Origin of the sequence: Mesorhizobium sp. B3-1-9, assembly GCF_006439595.1 — a bacterium.
GTDB lineage: Bacteria > Pseudomonadota > Alphaproteobacteria > Rhizobiales > Rhizobiaceae > Mesorhizobium.
Genome location: NZ_VFTJ01000005.1, coordinates 387,265 through 407,894 on the forward strand (window position 1 = coordinate 387,265; position 20,630 = coordinate 407,894).

Annotated in this window: 20 protein-coding genes; 7 read left to right on the forward strand and 13 right to left on the reverse strand. The window is 63.8% G+C overall.

Annotation, left to right across the window (positions count from 1 at the left end):
• Positions 1–33: 33 nt before the first annotated feature.
• Positions 34–825 (reverse strand): ABC transporter ATP-binding protein, encoded by a 792-nt coding sequence (locus FJW07_RS12360; RefSeq protein ID WP_140856669.1) that lies wholly within the window; start codon positions 823–825, stop codon positions 34–36.
• Positions 826–938: 113 nt separating this feature from the next.
• Between FJW07_RS12360 and FJW07_RS12365 the strand changes: the two genes are divergently transcribed.
• Entirely contained in the window at positions 939–1,349 is a 411-nt protein-coding gene (locus FJW07_RS12365) for a cupin domain-containing protein (protein ID WP_181182616.1), read from the forward strand.
• Between the two features lie 17 nt (positions 1,350–1,366).
• Here the strand turns inward: FJW07_RS12365 and FJW07_RS12370 are convergent, their stop codons facing one another.
• The 3 genes from FJW07_RS12370 to FJW07_RS12380 all read right to left on the reverse strand — a co-directional run bounded on the left by FJW07_RS12370 (position 1,367) and on the right by FJW07_RS12380 (position 4,613).
• Complete coding sequence (locus FJW07_RS12370; RefSeq protein WP_140856673.1) at positions 1,367–1,744, reverse strand: hypothetical protein; 378 nt, start codon at positions 1,742–1,744, stop codon at positions 1,367–1,369.
• Positions 1,745–1,746: 2 nt separating this feature from the next.
• Positions 1,747–3,198: a dihydropyrimidinase gene (gene hydA / locus FJW07_RS12375; RefSeq protein ID WP_140647600.1), complete on the reverse strand. Its 1,452-nt coding sequence runs from the start codon at positions 3,196–3,198 to the stop codon at positions 1,747–1,749.
• Positions 3,199–3,362: 164 nt separating this feature from the next.
• Complete coding sequence (locus tag FJW07_RS12380; protein WP_140856675.1) at positions 3,363–4,613, reverse strand: Zn-dependent hydrolase; 1,251 nt, start codon at positions 4,611–4,613, stop codon at positions 3,363–3,365.
• A gap of 121 nt (positions 4,614–4,734) precedes the next feature.
• On the opposite strand from FJW07_RS12380, the gene FJW07_RS12385 reads away from it, so the two are divergent.
• A complete protein-coding gene (locus tag FJW07_RS12385; protein WP_140856677.1) occupies positions 4,735–5,373 on the forward strand; it encodes a TetR/AcrR family transcriptional regulator in 639 nt (212 codons plus the stop codon).
• A gap of 91 nt (positions 5,374–5,464) precedes the next feature.
• Here the strand turns inward: FJW07_RS12385 and FJW07_RS12390 are convergent, their stop codons facing one another.
• A complete protein-coding gene (locus FJW07_RS12390) occupies positions 5,465–6,793 on the reverse strand; it encodes an aspartate aminotransferase family protein (protein WP_140647603.1) in 1,329 nt (442 codons plus the stop codon).
• Positions 6,794–7,032: 239 nt separating this feature from the next.
• On the opposite strand from FJW07_RS12390, the gene FJW07_RS12395 reads away from it, so the two are divergent.
• Complete coding sequence (locus FJW07_RS12395; protein ID WP_140657531.1) at positions 7,033–7,662, forward strand: TetR family transcriptional regulator C-terminal domain-containing protein; 630 nt, start codon at positions 7,033–7,035, stop codon at positions 7,660–7,662.
• A gap of 311 nt (positions 7,663–7,973) precedes the next feature.
• Here the strand turns inward: FJW07_RS12395 and FJW07_RS12400 are convergent, their stop codons facing one another.
• Positions 7,974–8,846, reverse strand: a complete 873-nt coding sequence (locus FJW07_RS12400) for a helix-turn-helix transcriptional regulator (RefSeq protein ID WP_140856679.1) — start codon at positions 8,844–8,846, stop codon at positions 7,974–7,976.
• A gap of 103 nt (positions 8,847–8,949) precedes the next feature.
• Between FJW07_RS12400 and FJW07_RS12405 the strand changes: the two genes are divergently transcribed.
• Positions 8,950–9,795, forward strand: a complete 846-nt coding sequence (locus tag FJW07_RS12405; protein ID WP_140856681.1) for an SDR family oxidoreductase — start codon at positions 8,950–8,952, stop codon at positions 9,793–9,795.
• Positions 9,792–10,514: an SDR family oxidoreductase gene (locus tag FJW07_RS12410; protein WP_140784133.1), complete on the forward strand. Its 723-nt coding sequence runs from the start codon at positions 9,792–9,794 to the stop codon at positions 10,512–10,514. The genes FJW07_RS12405 and FJW07_RS12410 overlap by 4 nt, the downstream gene beginning before the upstream one ends.
• 252 nt (positions 10,515–10,766) lie before the next feature.
• On the opposite strand, the gene FJW07_RS12415 is transcribed toward FJW07_RS12410, so the two are convergent.
• The 5 genes from FJW07_RS12415 to FJW07_RS12435 all read right to left on the reverse strand — a co-directional run bounded on the left by FJW07_RS12415 (position 10,767) and on the right by FJW07_RS12435 (position 15,917).
• The gene (locus FJW07_RS12415) at positions 10,767–11,225 is read right to left on the reverse strand and encodes a carboxymuconolactone decarboxylase family protein (protein ID WP_140657539.1); all 459 of its coding nucleotides are present in this window, start codon (positions 11,223–11,225) and stop codon (positions 10,767–10,769) included.
• Between the two features lie 29 nt (positions 11,226–11,254).
• Positions 11,255–11,773 carry an Rrf2 family transcriptional regulator gene (locus FJW07_RS12420; RefSeq protein ID WP_140657541.1) on the reverse strand — a complete coding sequence of 173 codons (519 nt, stop codon included), beginning with the start codon at positions 11,771–11,773 and terminating at the stop codon, positions 11,255–11,257.
• Between the two features lie 616 nt (positions 11,774–12,389).
• A complete protein-coding gene (gene preA, locus FJW07_RS12425; protein ID WP_140706449.1) occupies positions 12,390–13,703 on the reverse strand; it encodes an NAD-dependent dihydropyrimidine dehydrogenase subunit PreA in 1,314 nt (437 codons plus the stop codon).
• A 2-nt stretch (positions 13,704–13,705) separates the two neighbouring features.
• Positions 13,706–15,070, reverse strand: a complete 1,365-nt coding sequence (locus FJW07_RS12430) for an NAD(P)-dependent oxidoreductase (RefSeq protein WP_140856683.1) — start codon at positions 15,068–15,070, stop codon at positions 13,706–13,708.
• A gap of 112 nt (positions 15,071–15,182) precedes the next feature.
• Entirely contained in the window at positions 15,183–15,917 is a 735-nt protein-coding gene (locus FJW07_RS12435; RefSeq protein ID WP_140856685.1) for a gamma-glutamylcyclotransferase, read from the reverse strand.
• A 267-nt stretch (positions 15,918–16,184) separates the two neighbouring features.
• On the opposite strand from FJW07_RS12435, the gene FJW07_RS12440 reads away from it, so the two are divergent.
• Positions 16,185–16,961 (forward strand): VOC family protein, encoded by a 777-nt coding sequence (locus FJW07_RS12440; RefSeq protein ID WP_140856687.1) that lies wholly within the window; start codon positions 16,185–16,187, stop codon positions 16,959–16,961.
• A gap of 30 nt (positions 16,962–16,991) precedes the next feature.
• Here FJW07_RS12440 and FJW07_RS12445 read toward each other — a convergent pair whose 3' ends face one another.
• The gene (locus FJW07_RS12445) at positions 16,992–17,480 is read right to left on the reverse strand and encodes a hypothetical protein (protein WP_140856721.1); all 489 of its coding nucleotides are present in this window, start codon (positions 17,478–17,480) and stop codon (positions 16,992–16,994) included.
• Between the two features lie 197 nt (positions 17,481–17,677).
• On the opposite strand from FJW07_RS12445, the gene FJW07_RS12450 reads away from it, so the two are divergent.
• Complete coding sequence (locus tag FJW07_RS12450) at positions 17,678–18,067, forward strand: DoxX family protein (protein ID WP_140784137.1); 390 nt, start codon at positions 17,678–17,680, stop codon at positions 18,065–18,067.
• 107 nt (positions 18,068–18,174) lie between these two features.
• On the opposite strand, the gene FJW07_RS12455 is transcribed toward FJW07_RS12450, so the two are convergent.
• Positions 18,175–20,601 (reverse strand): FAD-dependent oxidoreductase, encoded by a 2,427-nt coding sequence (locus FJW07_RS12455; RefSeq protein ID WP_140784138.1) that lies wholly within the window; start codon positions 20,599–20,601, stop codon positions 18,175–18,177.
• Positions 20,602–20,630: the final 29 nt, after the last annotated feature.

The window sequence follows — 20,630 nt, forward strand, 5'->3', positions numbered from 1 at the left end:
GAGGGGAGAGGAGAGAGCTCATCCTCCCGCCCCTCAATCATCATAGCTGTGCCCCGCCCTCAAGCCGTCGCGCACGCGGGCAGCAATCGCCAAAAACTCCGGCGTCTCGCGGATGTCGAGCGGCCGCTTCCTCGGCAGCGTCGATTCGATGATGTCGGTGACGCGGCCGGGCCGCGGCGACATCACGACGATGCGCGTCGAGAGGTACACAGCCTCGGGGATCGAATGGGTGACGAAGCAGATCGTCTTGTTGGTGCGCTCCCATAGTTCCAGAAGCTGTTCGTTCAGATGGTCGCGCACGATCTCGTCCAGCGCGCCGAACGGCTCGTCCATCAAAAGCAGGTCGGCATCGAAGGCGAGCGCGCGTGCGATCGAGGCGCGCTGCTGCATGCCGCCGGAAAGCTGCCAGGGATATTTCTTCTCGAAGCCCGAGAGGTTGACCAGTTCCATCGTGCGCTTGATGCGCTCGGCCTGCTCGGCCTGGGAGAGACCGATGATCTCCAGCGGCAGCGCCACGTTGCGCTCGATCGTGCGCCACGGGAACAAGGCCGCCGCCTGGAAGACATAGCCATAGGCGCGTTTCTCGCGCGCCTGCTCCGGCGTCATGCCATTGACGGAGATCGCGCCCGAGGTTGCCTTCTCCAGGTCGGCGATAACACGCAGCAAGGTGGTCTTGCCGCAGCCGGACGGGCCGATGAAGGAGACGAATTCGCCCTTGCCGATGGTCAGATCGACATTGGAGAGCGCCTGCACCGGACCGTCATTGGTCTGGAAGGTGAGGCCGAGCTTGCTTGCCGAGACGACGGCTGGCGGCTGTTCGGTCATTGGCTGCAGCCTGCCTTTCGCAGCCGCTGCCGCGCTGTCCGCAATCCGGTTGATTTTATGATAGCGTTGCTTTCCACTCGTTCTGTCCCACCCGATCGACGCCGCCCGGAGCCTTGCCGATGTCGCCTAAACCCACCTGTCATCTCGTTCGCCCCGAAAGCACCTATCAGGGCAAGCAGGGGCTGAGCTATTTCGCCGGCATCGCCGCCGAAACCGTCGGCTCGTCCAGCATCTGCATGCATCTTCTCACCATGCCGCCCGGTGCCCGCGCCAAGGCGCATATGCATGAAAGCCACGAGACGGCCATCTATGTGCTCTCGGGCGAAGTCCACACCTGGTACGGCGACCGGCTCGAGCATCATATCGTCGTCAAGGCCGGCGACCTGTTCTACATCCCGGCGGGAGTGCCGCATCTGCCGGCCAATCTGAGCAACGCCCCGTCCTCGGCCGTCATTGCCCGCACCGATCCCAACGAGCAGGAAAGCGTCGTCCTGCTGCCGGAACTGGATGCTCTGGTTGCCTGAGGCTGGTGGGGCCGCCGTTACTTGCATCGCGCGACTTCGCCCATCACATTGCCGTCTTCATCGGCCACCACCAGCTTCTTCGCGTTCTTCGCGCTGCGCTTGATGGTGAACTTGGCCGGCGCCTGTCCCTCTTCGCCTTCAGCCTCGCATTTTGCCGTCACCACGAGCGATCCATCGGCCTGCGCCTGGCTGTCGCTGAAGGTGCAGGCGCTGGCCGCCGTGATCAGTTCCTTGTCGGTCAAAAGCAGCATCTTGTCGGCGGCGACTTCCTGGCCATTCCGGTTGATGCAGCCATATTTGTCGCCATAAGGCTTGGATAGGTCTATGCCCGCCGCTTGGGCATGGCCGGTGGCCAGCATCGCGGCCGCCGCCAGAAGCAGGTAAGGAGCCCGCATGGTCAGACCCCGGTGGCCGGGATGCCGGTACGCTCCACCTTGCGCGGCGCGGAGATCTCCTTCCAGGTCGACAGCGCCCGGTTGACCGCGGCGTTCGGCTCGCGGGCGACGAACTCGCCATGGCCGGCCTTGGCCTTGACGTCCGCCTCCTCGATCGACAATTCGCCGCGCGAGAAGACGAAGCGCGGCAGGCCTGTCACCTCGACGCCCTCGAAGACATTGTAGTCGATCACCGACTGCTGCTTCTTGGCCGAGATCGTCTTCTTGCGCTTCGGATCCCAGACGATGATGTCTGCGTCGGCGCCTTCGACGATCGCGCCCTTCTTCGGATACATGTTGAGGATCTTGGCGATGTTGGTCGAGGTCACGGCGACGAACTCGTTCATCGTCAGCCGCCCGGTGTTGACGCCTCTCGTCCACAGAACCGGCAAGCGGTCCTCGAGCCCGCCGGTGCCGTTCGGGATCTTGGTGAAGTCGCCGACGCCGTTGCGCTTCTGTTTGGTGGTGAAGGCGCAGTGATCGGTCGCCACCACTTGCAGCGATCCGGCCTGCAGGCCGGCCCACAGCGAATCCTGGTGCAGCTTGTTGCGGAAGGGCGGGCTCATCACGCGGCGCGCCGCATGGTCCCAGTCCTTGTCGAAATACTCGCTCTCGTCGAGCGTCAGGTGCTGGATCAGCGGCTCGCCGAACACCCGCATGCCCTTCTGGCGCGCACGTCGGATCGCCTCGTGGCTCTGCTCGCACGAGACATGCACGACATAGAGCGGCACGCCCGCCATGTCGGCGATCATGATGGCGCGATTTGTCGCCTCGCCTTCCACTTCCGGCGGACGCGAATAGGCATGGCCTTCGGGGCCGTTGTTGCCGGCGGCAAGCAGTTTTTGCGAGAGCGCGGCGACCACGTCGCCGTTCTCGGCATGAACCAGCGGCAGCGCGCCGAGATCGGCGCAGCGCTGGAACGACGAATACATCTCGTCGTCATCGACCATCAGCGCTCCCTTATAGGCCATGAAATGCTTGAACGAGGTGATGCCCCGGTCGACCACTTGAGCCATCTCGTCGAACACCTGCTTGCCCCACCAGGTGATCGCCATGTGGAAGGAATAGTCGCACGACGCCTTCGAGGTCTTGTTGTCCCACATCTGCAGCGCTTCCAGGAGCGACTGCTGCGGCGCCGGCAGGCAGAAATCGACCACCATCGTCGTGCCGCCGGAAAGGGCCGCGCGCGTGCCGGATTCGAAATCGTCAGCCGAATAGGTGCCCATGAACGGCATTTCGAGATGCGTATGCGGGTCGATGCCGCCCGGCATGACATAGCAGCCCGTGGCGTCGAACTCATGGTCACCGTGCAGGTTCGAGCCGATGGCGACGATCTTGCCGTGCTGCATCAGCACGTCCGCCTTCCACGTACGGTCGGCGGTCACGACGGTGCCGTTCCGGATGACTTTGGTCATATCTGTTCCCCTGTTCTTTCGCGCTTCTTTGCGAGCGGCGTTGCGAGGTGATTGGTCTAGAGCAATTTCAGGAAAAGTGTGAAGCGGTTTTCCGTCCGAAATTGCGTTAAAACAAAGAGATAGAGCAATCGCCGTTTCCGTGAAACGGCGATTGCTCTAGTCGGTCACTCCACGATTCCCGCCGTCTCCACCACCGCATGGAACAGCACATCGGCGCCGGCGCTCGCCCATTCCTTGGTGATCTCTTCCGCCTCGTTATGGCTGAGGCCGTCGACGCACGGGCACATCACCATCGCGGTCGGTGCGACCCGATTGATCCAGCAGGCGTCATGGCCGGCGCCGGAGACGATGTTGCGATGCGAATAGCCGAGCCGGTCGGCCGCATCGCGGATTGCTTTCACGCAGTTCTTGTCGAAGGTGACCGGATCGAAATGGCCGACCTGCTCGATTTTGTACTTGATGTCGAGCGCGTCGCAGATCGTGTCGATGCCTTCACGGATGCGGCCATCCATGGCGTCGAGCACCTCCTTCTCGGGCGAGCGGATGTCGATGGTGAAGACCGTGCGGCCGGCAATGATGTTGCGCGAGTTCGGATAGACTTCCATATGGCCGACCGCGCCGACGGCGTCGGGCTGGTAGTCCATGGCGATCTCATGCACCAGCTCGATGACGCGCGCCATGCCGAGCCCGGCATTGCGGCGCTTCGGCATCGGCGTCGAGCCGGTATGCGCCTCCTTGCCGGTCAGCGTCACCTGCAGCCATTTGAGGCCCTGGCCGTGCGTGACGACGCCGATGTCGATACCTTCGTCCTCGAGGATCGGCCCCTGCTCGATATGCAATTCGAAGAAGGCGTGGATCTTGCGGTCGCCGACCTTCTCGGTGCCCCTCCAGCCGATGCGCTCGAGCTCCTCGCCGAACTTCTTGCCGTCCTTGTCGACATGCTGGTAGACGTCGGCCTGGTCGAGCACGCCGGCGAACACGCCGGACGCCATCATCGCCGGCGCGAAGCGCGCGCCTTCCTCGTTCGTCCAGTTGGTGACGACGATCGGATGCCTGGTCTTGATGCCGAGATCGTTGAGCGAGCGCACGACCTCCAGCCCGCCCAGAACGCCGAGCACGCCGTCATACTTGCCGCCGGTCGGCTGCGTGTCGAGATGGCTGCCGACATAGACCGGCGGCAGGCTGGGATCGGTGCCCTCGCGGCGGGCAAACATGGTGCCCATCTCGTCGACGCCCATTTCGAGCCCGGCAGCATCGCACCAGCGCTTGAAAAGATGGCGGCCCTCGCCGTCCTCGTCGGTCACGGTCTGGCGATTGTTGCCGCCGGCAATGCCGGGGCCGATCTTCGCCATCTCCATGATGGAATCCCACAAACGGTCTGAATTGATTCGCAGATTTTCGCCGGGTGCGGCCATTTGCGGTTCCCATTTTCACCAGGGGTCTTGTCGCCCCTTGAGTGGTTTGCATCCTGACCGTATGGTCAGCTTTCAGACTACACAAGCTGACCAAGCGGTCAACGAGAATCTTGGGGGAGACATGGCCGAAACCACCCGCCCCATGCGGAGACAGGACATAAGGCGGGAGAATGAAAAAGCTATTCTTCTCGCCGCCGAAAAGGTATTCGCGGAGGCCGGGTTCGGCGGCGCCACGATGCAGCTGATCGCCGATCTGGCGGGGCTGCCAAAGGCAAATCTGCACTATTATTTCGCCACCAAGGAAGAGCTCTACCGGTCCGTCGTCCAGAACATTTTCGAGATCTGGCTGCAGGCGGCCAATTGCTTCGACGCGGCGCGCGGCCCGGTTGACGGCATCAGCGCCTATATCGACGCCAAGATGGAAATATCGCGCCGCCACCCGGACGGTTCGAAGGTCTGGGCCTCGGAAGTCATGCACGGCGCGCCGGTGCTTCAGGACTATATGGAATCGACACTGCGCGAATGGACCGACGGCCGCGTCGAGATCATCGGGCGCTGGATCGAGGAGGGCAAGATGGACCCGGTGGACCCGCGCCACCTGCTCTACATGCTCTGGGCCACGACCCAGCACTATGCCGATTTCGGCCACCAGATCGAGACGCTGAACGGCGGCAAGTCGCTCTCCGACCGGCAATGGCGGGAAGCCAAGGAAAACATCAAGCGGGTGATCCTGACGGGCATCGGCGCGCAGCCTGCCTGAATCACACCGAAGGTCGGCGCCGCGGCGTCGACCTCAGCCAGCGGCTTTGCGGACACCCTGCCCTCCACGGCAGGGTGCCCGCTCCGGCTTGTCAGTCGATCGACCTCAGAACATCGCGAACATGGTCGATCAGTTCGTTGATCTGGCCCTTGGTGATGATCAGCGGCGGCGACAGCGCGATGATGTCGCCGGTGGTGCGGATCAGCGCGCCGCGCTCGAACGCCTTCACGAAGGCCGAGAAGGCCCGCTTGGTCGGGCTGCCGGCGATCGGCGCCAGTTCGATCGCGCCGATCAGGCCGATGTTGCGGATGTCGATGACATGCGGCTCGCCCTTCAGCGAATGCAGCGCGTCTTCCCAGTAGGGCGCCAGTTCCTCGCCCCGCGTCAGCAGGCCCTCTTCCTTGTAGGTGTCCAGCGTGCCGAGCGCCGCGGCGCAGGCGATCGGATTGCCCGAATAGGTGTAGCCGTGGAAGAACTCGATCATGTGCTCCGGGCCGGTCATGAAGGCGTCGTGGATCTCCTTCTTGACGAACACCGCGCCCATCGGGATGACGCCGTTGGAGACACCCTTGGCGGTGGTCATGATATCCGGCGTGACGCCGAAATAGTCGGCCGCGAACGGCGCGCCGAGACGGCCGAAGCCGGTGATCACTTCATCGAAAATCAACAATATGCCGTGCTTGGTGCAGATTTCCCGAAGTTTCTGCAGATAGCCCTTCGGCGGCAGGATGACGCCGGTGGAGCCGGCGACCGGCTCGACGATGACGGCGGCGATGGTCGAGGCGTCATGCAGGGTAACGAGACGCTCAAGCTCGTTGGCGAGCTCCGCGCCATGTTCCGGCACGCCCTTCGAGAAGGCGTTCTTCTCCGGCAGGTGCGTGTGCGGCAGGTGGTCGACGCCGCCGAGCAGCGTGCCGAACATCTTGCGGTTGGAGACGATGCCGCCGACCGAGATGCCGCCGAAATTGACGCCGTGATAGCCGCGCTCGCGGCCGATGAGGCGGGTGCGCGAGCCCTCGCCCCTGACCCGGTGATAGGCGATCGCCATCTTCAGCGCCGTCTCGACCGATTCCGAACCGGAATTGGTGAAGAAGACATGGTCCATGCCCTTCGGCGCGATGTCGACCAGGCGGTTCGCCAGTTCGAACACGATCGGGTGGCCCATCTGGAAGGCTGGCGCATAGTCGAGTTCGGCGGCCTGGCTCTGGATCGCCTCGGTGATCTTCGGCCGGCAGTGGCCGGCGTTGACGCACCACAGGCCCGCGGTGCCATCCAGCACCTTGCGGCCGTCGCTGGTCGTGTAGTGCATGTCCTTGGCGGACACGAACATGCGCGGCGCCTGCTTAAACTGCCGGTTTGCCGTGAACGGCATCCAGAATGCGCTGAGATCGTTCGGCGTGACTTTCAGCCGGTTGGACATGACCAGGACTTCCCCTTGTAAGCGTGTTTCGGTGCGGCCAACGCTTGGTCTTTGCTGCGTTTTCGTGCTACGCAAAATTTTGACCGGTTGGACAAACGTTAGTGCCGCCTGTCGGCGGTCAAGGGATTACTAGCGGAAATGCGGCATCGAAATCGCGCTCCACAGCCCAAGGAAAAACTGGTCCAGACAATTGGTCCAGAGAGCCCACGCGAAGACGGCCTGCAAGGATGACGGACACGATGGAAAGCTCCGCTCCCCGCCGCACCCGCATCCAGCAGGAAAAGCGCGAGCTCATCCTGGAAGCCGCGCTCGAAGTCTTCTCCGCCAACGGTTTTCGCGGCTCGACCATCGACCAGATCGCCGAAGCCGCCGGCATGTCGAAGCCGAACCTTCTCTATTACTTCCGCCGCAAGGAAGACATTCACGAGACGTTGATGCAGCGCCTGCTCGACACCTGGCTGGCGCCGCTGCGCGAGCTCGACGACATCGGCGATCCGCTGACGGAGCTCAGAAGCTACATCCGCAGAAAGCTCGAAATGGCGCGCGACTTCCCGCGCGAAAGCCGGCTGTTCGCCAACGAGATCCTGCAGGGTGCGCCGCGCATCAAGCCGATGCTGGAGGGTGAACTGAAGACCCTGGTCGACGAGAAGGCCACCGTCATCAAGGGCTGGATGCGCGCCGGCAAGATCGCCCGCACCGATCCCTGGCACCTGATCTTCTCGATCTGGGCGACGACGCAGCACTATGCCGATTTCGACGTCCAGGTTCGCGCCGTGCTCGGCGCCGATCGCGGCGGCGACGGGCGCTTCGAGGACGCCGCACGCTTCCTGGAGCAGCTGTTCCTAGATGGGCTGAAGCCGAAGGGCTGACGTCGACAAGCGGCTTAGCAGGTGGGCCCCGTGTGTGTGTGTGTGTGGCTAACCGTCGTCTGGTTGTTGCTGACCTTGGAGATTGGCCGAGGCGCTCATCACTTCGTCATCCACGGGCGGAGCAAGGAGCGAAGCGACGCGGCGCAGACCCGAGGATCCATTCCGTGACCTCGGAGCGCCGCCACCGTCCAGAATTCTGCTCCGCTGCACCCTTCGATCAAGGTAACGGAATAGATCCTCGGGTCTCCGCGTCCGCTTCGCTCCCGCTCCGCCCGTGGATGACGAAGCTGGGGGGCTGCCGCCAGCCAGCCTCACGCGCTGCGTTTCTGAACCGATTGTGCATCCAACAATTTCCGCAGCTTCGCGACCGAGTTCTGTTCCGCAAGCGGCGTGTAGACGATCAATCGCATGTCCGAGCCGTCGTCGATCGACAGGCTCATATGCTCGAACGTCATGGCGCCGGCGATCGGATGCCGCAGGTGTTTGAGGCCGGAGAGCCGGTGCACGACATCGCGCTGCGGCCACCATTCGCGGAACTCGGGACTTGAACGCATCATCAGCGCAATCAGCCGCTCGAAGTCCGGATCGCCGGTGTATTTCGCGCTCTCGGCGCGGAACGCGGCAAGGGTCGCGCGCGCCAGCTGTTCCCAGTCCACCAGCAGGTGCCGCCGGTGCGGATCGGTGAACACGCCGTGGATGATGTTGCGGGCATCGCCCTCCAGCAGGCCGTAGTCGCCGAAGATGGCGACGGCCGCGTCATTCCATGCCAGCACGTCCCAGCGCGGGCCGACGACATAGGCGGGCTGCAGGACCAGGCTCTGCAGCATGTGCAGCAACGGTCCCTCGACCTTTACCTGCACGATGCGCCGCCGCTCCGGCTGCTGGCGGCCGGCGAGCGTGAACAAATGCCGCTGCTCGGCGCCGTCGAGCCGCAATGCCTGGCAGAGCGCGGTGAGCACCTCGACCGAGGGCCGCACGTCCCTGCCCTGCTCAAGCCACGTGTACCAGGTCGTGCCGACACCGGCGATCATCGCCACTTCCTCGCGCCTCAGCCCGGGCGTGCGCCGCCGCTGACCGGCGGCGATGCCGGTCTCCGAGGGCGAAAGCCGCTCGCGGCGGGAACGCAGGAAGGCGCCGAGTTCGCGCCGGCGGTGATCTTCGGGGGAATGGGCGATGGCATCCATGCATCTATTATAGCAGTACCGATACCAGGATAAAGTTTGAACTGTTTAGGCCTCGCACTATGCCCCATCTTTCCGTTCAGAGCAGCGCAAGGAGGCTCTGGACATGGAACTCAAGGACAAAACCATCCTCGTCACCGGCTCGACTGACGGCGTCGGCCGCGTGGTCGCCGAGCGGCTCGGCGCGGCAGGCGCGCGCGTGCTGTTGCATGGCCGCGACGAAGGACGCGGCAAGGCGACCGCGGCCGCCATAGAAGCAAAAGGCGGCAAAGCCGAATTTCTCGCAGCCGACCTCGCTTCGCTTGCCGAGGTGCGCCGTCTCGCCGAAGCGGTGCGAACAAAGACCGACCGGCTCGACGTCCTGATCAACAATGCCGGCGTCGGCACCGGCGGCCAGGGCGCGAAGCGGCAGGTCAGCGTTGACGGTTACGAACTGCGCTTCGCCGTCAACTATCTCGCCGGTTTCCTGCTGACCTCGGAACTCTTGCCGCTCATCAAGGCAAGCGCGCCGGCGCGCATCGTCAATGTCGCCTCGGCCGGCCAGCAGGCGATCGACTTCGACGACGTGATGCTGACGCATGGCTACAGCGGCGTGCGCGCCTACTGCCAGAGCAAGCTGGCGCAGATCCTGTTCACCGTCGACCTGGCTCAGCAGCTCGATGGCACGGGCGTCAGCATCAACGCCTTGCACCCGGCAAGCTACATGGACACCACTATGGTCCGGCAGGCCGGCGTCACGCCGTGGAGCTCTGTCGAGACCGGCGCCGACGCCATCCTCAACCTCGCGACGTCGCCCGCGCTCGAAGGGCGCAGCGGCCGCTATTTCGATGGCCAGCGGGAATCGCGCGCCGACGCGCAGGCCTATGACGAAAAAGCCCGCCGCCGATTGCGGACCTTGAGCCTCGAACTGATCGAGCGTCCATCCTCCAAATCCAAGGAACAACATTCATGAGCGAGACCATCGAACATTGCGTCATCATCGGCGGCTCATCCGGCATCGGCCTTGCCACGGCCAAACGGCTGGTCGGCCCCACCATGAAAGTGACCATCACCGGCCGCAACGAGGAGAAGCTGAAGAGCGCGTGGAAGACCCTTGATGGCACCGTCGGCAAGGCCGCCTTCGACGCCACCAAGCCGGACGAGGTCCGGCATTTCTTCGACGGTCTCGGGCCGTTCGATCACCTGGTCCTCGCCGCGAGCGGCGGCAAGGGATTGGGGCCGTTCGCGACGCTCGACCTCGCCGATATCGGCAGTGGCGTCGAGGAAAAGATCCGGCCGCAATTGTCCTGTCTGCAGGCGGCCCTGCCGACCATGAACAAGGCCGGATCGGTCACCTTCATCTCGGCCGTCTCGGCGCAGATTGCAGCGCCCGGCGTCGCCGGCATCGGCGCCATCAACGGCATGCTCTTGACCGTTGCACCGATCCTGGCTGTCGAGCTGAAACCGTTGCGCGTCAACGTCGTGGCGCCCGGCGTCATCGACACGCCCTGGTGGGACTTTTTGCCGGACGACCAGCGGCAGGCGGTGTTTGCCGAATATGCCGGCAAGACACCGGTCGGCCGCATCGGCCGCGCCGAGGACGTCGCCGAGGCGATCGCCTTCCTGGTCTCCAACGGCTTCATGACCGGCCAGGTGCTGACTTGCGACGGCGGTTTGCGCTTTGCGGCGTGAGTGGTGACCAATGCATGTCGCTCAGAAGTGTGCAGCGGTTCTGGGACAACGACATGCATCAAAACAAAGACCTAGAGCGCGTCGCCTGAATCCGTTCCAGCGCGACGCGCTTTAGGCGAAAATCCGACGTCAACGCCGCCCCTCATTGCCCTGCCGGGCATCTCCCCGTAGACGGCAGGGCAATGAGGGCAGCGCCGACATCAGCAAATAGCTCGCCGACAACTGAACCGCCCCGCGCGCCGCCCCCTTCGCTCAGGCGGCCTTGGCCCTCTCGACCGGGTGGATGGCATGGAAGGAGACGCTGAGCCGGTTCCAGGTGTTGATCATGCCGACAGCCACCGTCAGCTTGACCAGTTCCTCCTCGGAGAAATGTTCGAGCGTGCTGGCATAGAGGTCGTCCGGAACGCCGTTCTCCGAAATCTTCGTTACCTTCTCGGTCCAGGCAAGGGCGGCGCGCTCGCGCTCTGAAAACAGCGGCGATTCCTTCCAGGCGGCGACCAGATAGAGCCGCTGCTCGGTCTCGCCGTCGCGCCTCGCCTCGCGGCTGTGCATGTCGACGCAGTAGGAACAGCCATTGATCTGCGAGGCCCTGAGCTTGACCAGATGCATCAGGCTTTCTTCCAGCCCGCACTCGTCGACCGCCTTGTTGAGCGCCGTGACCGCCTTCAGAAGCTCCGGAGCCTTGGCGTAGAATTGCAATCTCTGTTTCATCGTCTTTCCTTCCAGGTTTTCGGGTGGGCCTATATCTGCTTGGATGAAGCGGATTTCTGCGGCCGCTGGTGCCGCTCGACGAAGGCGCAACTCGCGGCATAGGATCGCGGATCGCCTTCGGCCGCATACTCCGCTACGATGTCGGAAATCTTCACTTCGGCGAGCGCTGCCCGATAGGCGCGTTCGGCCTTGAGCATCGCGGCATTGATGCCGCAGGGTTTGACATAGGCCGAGGCATCGATCTTGACCGGGCCACGCTGGCGGATTTCGCCGCAGCGGAACGCCGGCTCCCGTCCCTCGACGGCCAGCACGACGTCGAGCAGCGTGATCTGTTCCGCCGCCCGCGCCAGCCGATAGCCGCCCGCCGGCCCCGGCACCGATTCCAGGATGCGCGCCGCTGTGAGCTGGTTGAGATGTTTCAGGAGATAGCTCGGCGACAGCCCGAAGCACTCGGCGAGCGCGGCGCCAGGCATGGTGCTGTTGCCATCGACGCTGGCCAGCGTCGCCGCGCAATGGATGGCAGCCTCAACGCCCTCGCCCAGCTTCATCGTGCCGATCTCCAGTTCGTGGATAGAGAATATCGTGGATAATTTTTATCCGCAATAGGTAAAACGAGAATTGCTCGCCAATTAACAACAACGGCAATGTGAGCGACAACGTCTGGTGATTTCCGACACACGCCGCTTCGACGAACTAGGGTTTCTCGCACCCGCAAAGCGCTACGCTATGCACACATCTTCTGTGACTGGCGCGACTGATCGGGCCGAGGCTTGATTGCCACGTGGTTCCCCCAATCCGTCGCTGCTTCGCAGCGCCACCTTTCCCCCCCTCCGGAGGGAAAGGAAGGGAGCTTTGCTGGACGAGCGTTAACGGCAAAAAGCTTGGCGCCTTCCTCTACCCCGTCGATCGGGGGAGAGGTGGCTCGGCGAAGCCGAGACGGAGTGGGGGTCGACCAGCGCTACATAAGACAATGCATGCGCCAAGCTGCCATGCACGCTATCGCCAAAGGCCAGCCGCTTGGAAATTTGGCACGCCGTAGCCGCAAACGAGGCGCAAGGAAAGGCAACAGGCAATTTTGGGCCTCGGCGGTGTCCAGCCGTCCCGAAGGCCCCTCTCCGTCCCGGCTTCGCCGGGCCACCACTGCGTGGGGCGAGGAACCCAAGCTTATTCCGCCGCCACCTTGGCCATCGGATTGTTGGGGTGCGTCGTCCAGTTGGCGTAGATCGGCGACACCGGCTTGCCGGTGCGCTGGTCCATCGCGCCGGCCGCCAAGGGCTCCATGGTGATGCAGCCCTCGACCGGGCAGACATTGACGCAGAGGTTGCAGCCGACGCATTCGGCCTCGATCACTTCGAAATGCCTGACGCCGTCGACCATGCTGGTGATCGCCTGGTGCGAGGTGTCCTCGCAGGCGATATGGCAGCGGCCGCATTTGATGCAGGCGTCCTGGTCGATATGCGCCTTGGCGACATAGTTGAGGTTGAGATACTGCCAGTCGGTGACGTTGGGCGTTGCGCGGCCGATGATGTCGGAGAGCGAGGCATGGCCCTTCTCGTCCATCCAGTTCTCCAGCCCGGCGATCATCTCCTGCACGATCTTGAAGCCGTAGGTCATGGCCGCGGTGCAGACCTGCACATTGCCGGCGCCGAGCGCCATGAATTCAGCGGCATCACGCCAGGTGGTGATGCCGCCGATGCCCGAGATCGGCAGGCCATGCGTTTCGGGATCGCGAGCGATCTCGGCCACCATGTTCATGGCGATCGGCTTCACCGCCGGACCGCAATAGCCGCCATGCGAGCCCTTGCCGTCGATGGTCGGCTGCGGGGCGAAACTGTCGAGGTCGACGCCGGTGATCGAGTTGATGGTGTTGATCAGCGACACCGCGTCCGTGCCGCCGGCAAGCGCCGCTCGCGCGGGCTTGCGCACATCGGTGATATTGGGCGTCAGCTTGGTGATGACCGGCATACGGGTATTCTGCTTGCACCAGCGCACCACCATCTCGATGTATTCGGGCACCTGGCCGACGGCCGCGCCCATGCCACGTTCCGACATGCCATGCGGGCAGCCGAAATTGAGCTCGATGCCGTCGGCTTCCGTGTCCTCGACCACCGGCAGGATTGCCTTCCAGGCGTCCTCGACGCAGGGAACCATCAGCGAGACGACGATGGCGCGGTCGGGCCAGTCCTTCTTGACCTGCTTGATCTCGCGCAAATTGACCTGCAGGTCGCGGTCGGTGATCAGCTCGATATTGTTCAGGCCGAGCAGGCGGCGGTCGGCGCCCCAGATCGCGCCGTAGCGCGGGCCGTTGACGTTGACGACCGGCGGGCCCTCCTCGCCGAGCGTCTTCCACACCACGCCGCCCCAACCGGCCTTGAAGGCGCGGATGACATTGTAGGCCTTGTCCGTCGGCGGCGCCGAGGCCAGCCAGAACGGATTGGGCGACTTGATCCCGACGAAATTGTTGCGGATGTCTGCCATGCTCATGCCCTCCCGTTAGAGGTCAGTGCCCGGTGGATGCTCTCGGCGGCGTCGCGCCCTTGAGCCACCGCCGAGACCGTTAGGTCGTCGCCGCCGAAGATGCAGTCGCCGCCGGCCCAGACTTTTGCCAGCGAAGTGCGGCCTTCCGCATCGACCCTAATGCGTCCGCCTTCGAGGTCGATCTGCTCGCCGCTGCCGTTGAGATGCGCCGGCACGAAGCTCTGGCCGATCGCCTTGAACACCTGGTCGGCGACAAGCGTGAGCCGTTCGCCGGTGCCCGTGAGCTTGTCGCCGCTGATCGCGGTGTATTCGAGCTCGATCGCGGAAACCTTGCCGTTCTCCGCAAGGACGCGCTTCGGCTGCAGCCAGTGGCGGATGGTGACGCCGTTGGCGGCGGCCAGGTCCTGTTCGAAGCCGGAAGCGTTCATGTGCTCCTGGCCGCGCCGGTAGCAGACCGTCACCTCTTCCGCGCCGAGCAGCTTCGACTGCACCGCGGCATCGATCGCCGTCATGCCGCCGCCGATGACGACGACGCGTCGGCCGACCGGCAGGCTGGAAAGGTCGCTCGCCTGGCGCAGTTCCGAGATGAATTCCACCGCATTGGTGACGCCATCGGCATCCTCGCCATCGGCGCGCAGCGCATTGACCCCGCCGAGCCCGAGCCCAAGGAACACCGCGTCGTAGTTACGCATCAGGTCGGCAAGCTGGAAGTCGCGGCCGAGCGCCTTGCCGTTCTGGATATCGATGCCGCCGATCGCCGTGACATAGTCGACCTCGGCCTGGGCGAAATCGTCGACGCTCTTATAGGCGGCGATGCCATATTCGTTGAGGCCGCCGGCCTTCGGCCGCGCCTCCAGGATCGTCACCTCATGGCCATGACGGGCGAGGCGATGCGCTGCCGCCAGCCCGGCCGGCCCGGCACCGACCACGGCGATGCTCTTCCCGGTCGGCTCGGCGCGCTTGTAGAACTGCTTGTCCTCGCTCATGGCGACGTCGGTGGCGTAGCGCTGCAGCCGGCCGATCTGCACAGGCTTGCCCTCCGCCACCTCGCGCACGCAGACCTCTTCGCACAGCGTCTCGGTCGGGCAGACGCGGGCGCACATGCCGCCAAGGATGTTCTGGTCGAAGATCGTCTTGGCCGAGCCCAGCGGATTGCCGGTCGCGATCTGGCGGATGAACAGGGGGATGTCGATCGAAGTCGGACACGCGTTCATGCACGGCGCGTCGTAGCAGAAATAGCAGCGATCGGATTCGACCAGCGCCTCATGATGATCGAGCGGCGGATGCAGGTCGGAAAAATTGTCGGCATATTGCTCGGAAGACAGCCGGCCGCCGGCAATGCCTTCGATGAAATGACCAGTCGCCATTCCAGCTCCCCTTGTTGTCGTTTTGAGAAGGCTAGCACGTTTTATTTTTTTATCAATTGGTCAATTTTCTGCCAAGCCACTGTAATGGCCGAGTAAAACATGACAAATGAAATCATGTTATAGCCAGCTCGGTAACCTCTGCTATGGCATGGCTTGTGACCTTGTGGCCATGGATCGACCGGATCTCGTCCGCCACCAGTTCCTGCAGCCGCCACAGATTGCGGTCATGGATGCCGAATGTCTCGAGGTGGCTGACGGTGTTGTAGAGATATTCGGCGCCGGAACCGACATGGCCGCACGCGCGAGCCAATATCTTTGCTACGCTCTCCAGCGGCTGCCCGAGAGACGTCCCCCTGCCGGTGACGCCGACCCAGAAACCGAGCGCCTTGAGCGATCCTTGCACGGTGCGCACTGGGACCCATCGCACCGAGCTGACGGCTTCGTGATCGTCGATCTCGCGTCGCAACAGCCTTTCGATCTGGGCTGCCTTGTCACCGTCCGGCAGGCGGTAGATCACGCCATCGCAGCGCCCGCCGCGTTCGAGCGCCATCATCAGTCCGGGCTGCTCGGCGCTGCCTCTCCAGCGCACGAGATCCAGGCAGAAGGAGCGATGCCAGCCATGCGCCGAGGCGCGCAACTGCTCGACGGACTCGAAGGCCGGTTTCCAGATCAGCGAGCCATAGGCGAACACCCAAAGCGGACCTTCATCGGCCTCGCCGGCAAGACGCGTGGCAAGCGTCCGGAAATCATCGTCGCTTAGCTGTGTCCAATCCCCGCTGGGGCCAGGGTCGACCTCCTCCCGATGGCACAGAGCGACAAGCTCCGGCGTCAGTGACATGTGGCGCATGGATTGAAACCCCTCATCGGCAACAAGCAAAGTCGAAAACCCCATGGCGCGCAAGATTGCGAATCCTAAAGCATCACGCAGGAACGGATCGGAGCGAGGCGCGCTTTGATGCATGTCGTCGTCGCAAAACCGCTGCGCGCCCTAGGCGACATGCGCCAGTGCCTTGCCATCCTCGAATTCCGGCCCAGATGTCGGATTTCTGTCGCCAGGATCGTCCTAGGATGGATCGAACCGCGATCGCTGCCTGAACCGGTGAGGAGACCGACCATGCCGAAATCCCCGCAACCTTTCTTCTGGTACGAACTGATGACCACCGACCTCGACGCCGCCGAGGCTTTTTATACGGCCGTTGTCGGCTGGCGGGCCGAGCCCTTCGACAAGGCGCCTGGCATGCCGCGCTACATCGTGATGAATTCCAGCGTGCGCGGCGTCGGCGGGCTGATGACGATGCCGGAAGAACCCGCCAAGATGGGTATGCCGCCGGCCTGGGTGGGCTACATCCACACCAAGGACGTCGACGCCTCGACGCAAGCGCTCAAGGACGCCGGCGGTGCGGTGCACCGCGCGCCGGACGACATTCCGGGCGTCGGCCGCTTCGCCGTCGTTGCCGACCCGCAAGGCGCGGCCTTCATGTTCCTTCAGCCCAACCAGCCTGAACAGCCGTCGGTGCCGGCGACCACACCCGGCCATATCGGCTGGCACGAGCTCTACACCTCGGATTGGAAAGCCGCTTTCGACTTCTATTCCAGCCAGTTCGGCTGGGAGAGCGCCGGCCAGTTCGATATGGGCGAGATGGGCATCTACCAGACTTTTGGCGCCGGCCCCGAATCCGGCGGCGGCATCATGAACAAGCCGCCGCAGATCCCGGTTCCCGTCTGGCAGTTCTATTTCAACGTCGACGCCATCGACGCCGCCGCCAAGCGCGTCACCGACAATGGCGGCAAGGTCATCATGGGACCGATGGACGTGCCGAGCGGCCAGTGGATCATCCAGTGCCAGGACCCGCAAGGCGCGCATTTCGCGCTGCTGGCGTCGACGCGTTAGCAGCGCTTGCTTGGATGGGCTGGCGCCGGATCACTCCGGCGTCAGCACAGCCACCTTCAGATCGGCCTTTTTTGCGCCGCTGATCTGGATGATCGCCGCGCCGCCGGCGAGCTTGAAGCGGACGCTCTTGCGGATGCCCGGGCAGGTCTTGACGCCGCTGAAAGCCACCGATTTTACGGTCTTGCCGTCCTGCACGACATCGATCCAGGCCTCGTCGGACAGGCTGAGCTGCAACTCGCCATCAGGCGGCACGGCCACGCTGGCCGTCGCGCCGAACGTGCCGGCTGCCGGTGCGCGTTCCGGCGGCACTTCAAAGCTGACCGTATCGACGGCCTCGAGCGAGAAATCCACCGCTTGCCCGACTGTCAGGGAGGTGCCGGACTGGGCGGCCGGCGCCGCCGGGAACAGGGCCTGCTCGCGCGCAACCGGCCATTTGAAGGCATCGCAGCCCCCGTCAGCGGCCGCGGCGAAGCTGGTGCCTGCAAGGATTGCGAATAGGCTGATGAGGATTTTTTTCATGGCAAAGCGGACCCGTATGGTTTGATGTCTCGGCATATCAATACAACCATAGGGATAAATATGCAACCATTGCGAGAACATTTGTTGAGAGGTGAAACCATTTTCACTCACCGATTGTTGATGGTGGGGCCGTGGGAAGTGAGTGGTCCATTGCCGGGTGATAATTTATGGCCGGGCGGGGTAAAATGGAGTTTTAGATGAAGCTTTTTGAAAGCCTTGCTCGGTACCGGCCGCAGGCGCTGGGCGTGCTGCGCATCATGACCGCGTTGCAGTTCATCGAACATGGCTCGCAGAAGCTGTTCAACTTCCCGGTCAGCGCTCAGCCGCACGCCCTCACCGGGCTGACGACGGCGGCCGGCATTCTCGAATTCGCTGGCGGCATCCTGCTGGCGCTCGGGCTCTTCACCCGCCCGGTCGCCTTCCTCCTGGCTGGCGAAATGGCCATCGCCTATTTCATGGCGCACTTCCCGCGCGACTTCTTCCCCGTAAACAACGGCGGCGACTTGGCGATCTCCTTCTGCTTCATCTTCCTCTATCTTATATTCGCCGGCCCAGGCGCCTTCGCGCTGGACAACCGTCGCGGCTGACAAAGCATGCACCGCCAGTGCATGTCGCCCAAAAGTGCTCAGCCGTTTTGGGATGACGGCATGCACAAAGCCAAGAATCTGAAGCGCATCGGCGAAGCCGTAGCGCTTCAGGCGCGCATCCGTTCGAAATTGGCGTCGAACAGCGCCGCCGCCTGGATGCGCGCCGCATGACGCTTGCCGAGGATCTCGATCTCGAACCCGTCCGGTCTGTCGGCGATCTCCTTGGGCACATAGCCCAAGGCGACCGACTTCCCCGAATTATGCGCATAGCCGCCGGACGTGACCCAGCCGAGCACGACACCGTCATGCCAGATCGCCTCGTCGCCGATGACGTCGGCATCGGTGGCGTCGACAATGAAGCTGCGCAGCCGAAGCTTGCCGCCCCCTTTGCGCTCGGCGAGCGCCGCTGCCTTGCCGATGAAATCGGCATCCTTGCCATAGGCGACGAAACGGTCGAGCCCGGCCTCGAGCGGCCCGTAGATCGGCCGGTACTCGCGCGCCCATGAGCCGTAGTTCTTCTCGAGCCTCAGCGCATTGAGCGCCCTCGAGCCGAACAGGCCGATCGAAAATTCCTCGCCCGCCGCCAGCAGCGCCTGGAAGGCGGCGCGCTGATATTCGGGCGCCACCCAGATCTCGTAGCCGAGATCGCCGGTATAGCTGACGCGCCCGACCAGGCACGGCGCCATGCCGATATCCATCAGCGCCACCGCCATGAACGGGAATGCGGCATTGGAGACGTCGGCGCGGCTGGCTTTCGCCAGCACCTCCCGCGCTTTCGGTCCGGCGATGGCGAGGCCGGTGAGTTTCTGCCCCAGCGCCTCGATGTGTACCGAGCCGTCCTTGGGCAGATGCGCCTCGAACCAGCGCATGTGGTATTGCTCGGCGACGCCGGAGCCGGCGATGAACCATTCGCCGTCGCCAACGTTGGCGAGCGTGAAGTCGCCGATCAGCTTGCCGTCTTGCTTCAGCATCGGCGCCAGCGTCATGCGGCCGGGCTTCGGCAATTTGCAGGCAAGCACACGGTCGAGCCAGGCTGAGGCGCCCTCGCCCGTCACCTTGTATTTGGCGAAGTTCGAGATCTCCGACAGGCCGACGCCGCCGCGCACCGCCGCCACTTCATTGGCGATATGGGCGAAATCGTTGGAGCGCCGCCATGAGAACTCATCCTTGACGCCCGCGGGCGCATACCACAGCGGCACCTCAAGCCCGAAAGAAACGCCCCATTGCGCGCCCTTGGCCGACAGCAGGTCGTAGACCGGCGTCGTCTTGAGCTGGCGCCCGGCCGGCAATTCCTCGTTGGGGAAACGGATCGAGAAGCGGCGCGAGTAATTCTCGCGCACTTTGGCGTTGGTGTAGGCCATCGTCGCCCAGTCGCCGTAGCGGGCGACATCCATCGCCCAGATGTCGGCGCCGGGATCGCCCTCGATCATCCAGTTGGAGAGCGCGAGACCGACGCCGCCGCCTTGGCTGAAGCCGGCCATGACGCCGCAGGCGACCCAGAAGCCCGGCAGGCCGCGCACCGGGCCGACCAGCGGATTGCCGTCGGGCGCGAAGGTGAATGGGCCGTTGATGATCTGCTTGATCCCGGTCTTCTGGAAGGCCGGGAAGTGGCGAAAGCCGACTTCCAGCGACGGCGCGATGCGGTCGATGTCCGGTTCCAGCAGCTCATGGCCGAAATTCCAAGGCGTGGTGAACTCCGACCACACCTTGTTGGCCTTCTCATAGGTGCCCATCAGCATGCCGCCGCGCTCCTGGCGCAGATAGAGCTCACCGTCGAAATCGACCGCGTGGATGATCTCGGTGCCGGTCTTCTTGTTCCAATCCGCGACCTCCGGCATGTCCTCGGTGATCAGGTACATGTGCTCCATCGCGAGCACCGGCAGCTCGAGCCCAACCATGCGGCCGACCTCGCGCGCCCACAGCCCTCCGGCATTGACGACATGCTCGGTCACCACCTCGCCTTTGTTGGTGATGACGCGCCACAACCCGTCGGGCCGGCGCACGATGTCCTCGACCTTGGTGAAGCGCTCGACCTCGGCGCCCAGTTTCCGCGCGGCCTTGGCATAGGCGTGGGTCACGCCGGACGGATCGAGGTGGCCGTCCTCCTTGTTGCGCACGGCGCCGACGAACTGGCTGGGATCGATCAGCGGCATCAATTCCGCGGCTTCCTTCGCGGAAATGACTTCGAGATCGATGCCGAGATAGCGGCCCTTCGACACGACGCCGCGCAACCAGTCGAGCCGCGCCTCGGTTGCCGCCAGAAGCACGCCGCCCGTCAGGTGCACGCCCGTCGCCTGTCCCGAAAGCTCCTCGATCTCCTTATAGAGCGAGATCGTGTATTTCTGCAGCTTGGCGACGTTGGGGTCGCCGTTGATGGTGTGCATGCCGCCCGCCGCATGCCAGGTCGAGCCCGAGGTCAGCTCATCGCGTTCGAGAAGCACGACATCGGTCCAGCCATGGCGGGCAAGATGGAACAGCACCGAGCATCCGACGACACCACCGCCGATGACCACGACCTTTGCATGCGACTTCATGGGGTTTTTCTCGTTGGTTCAGTGAGTTG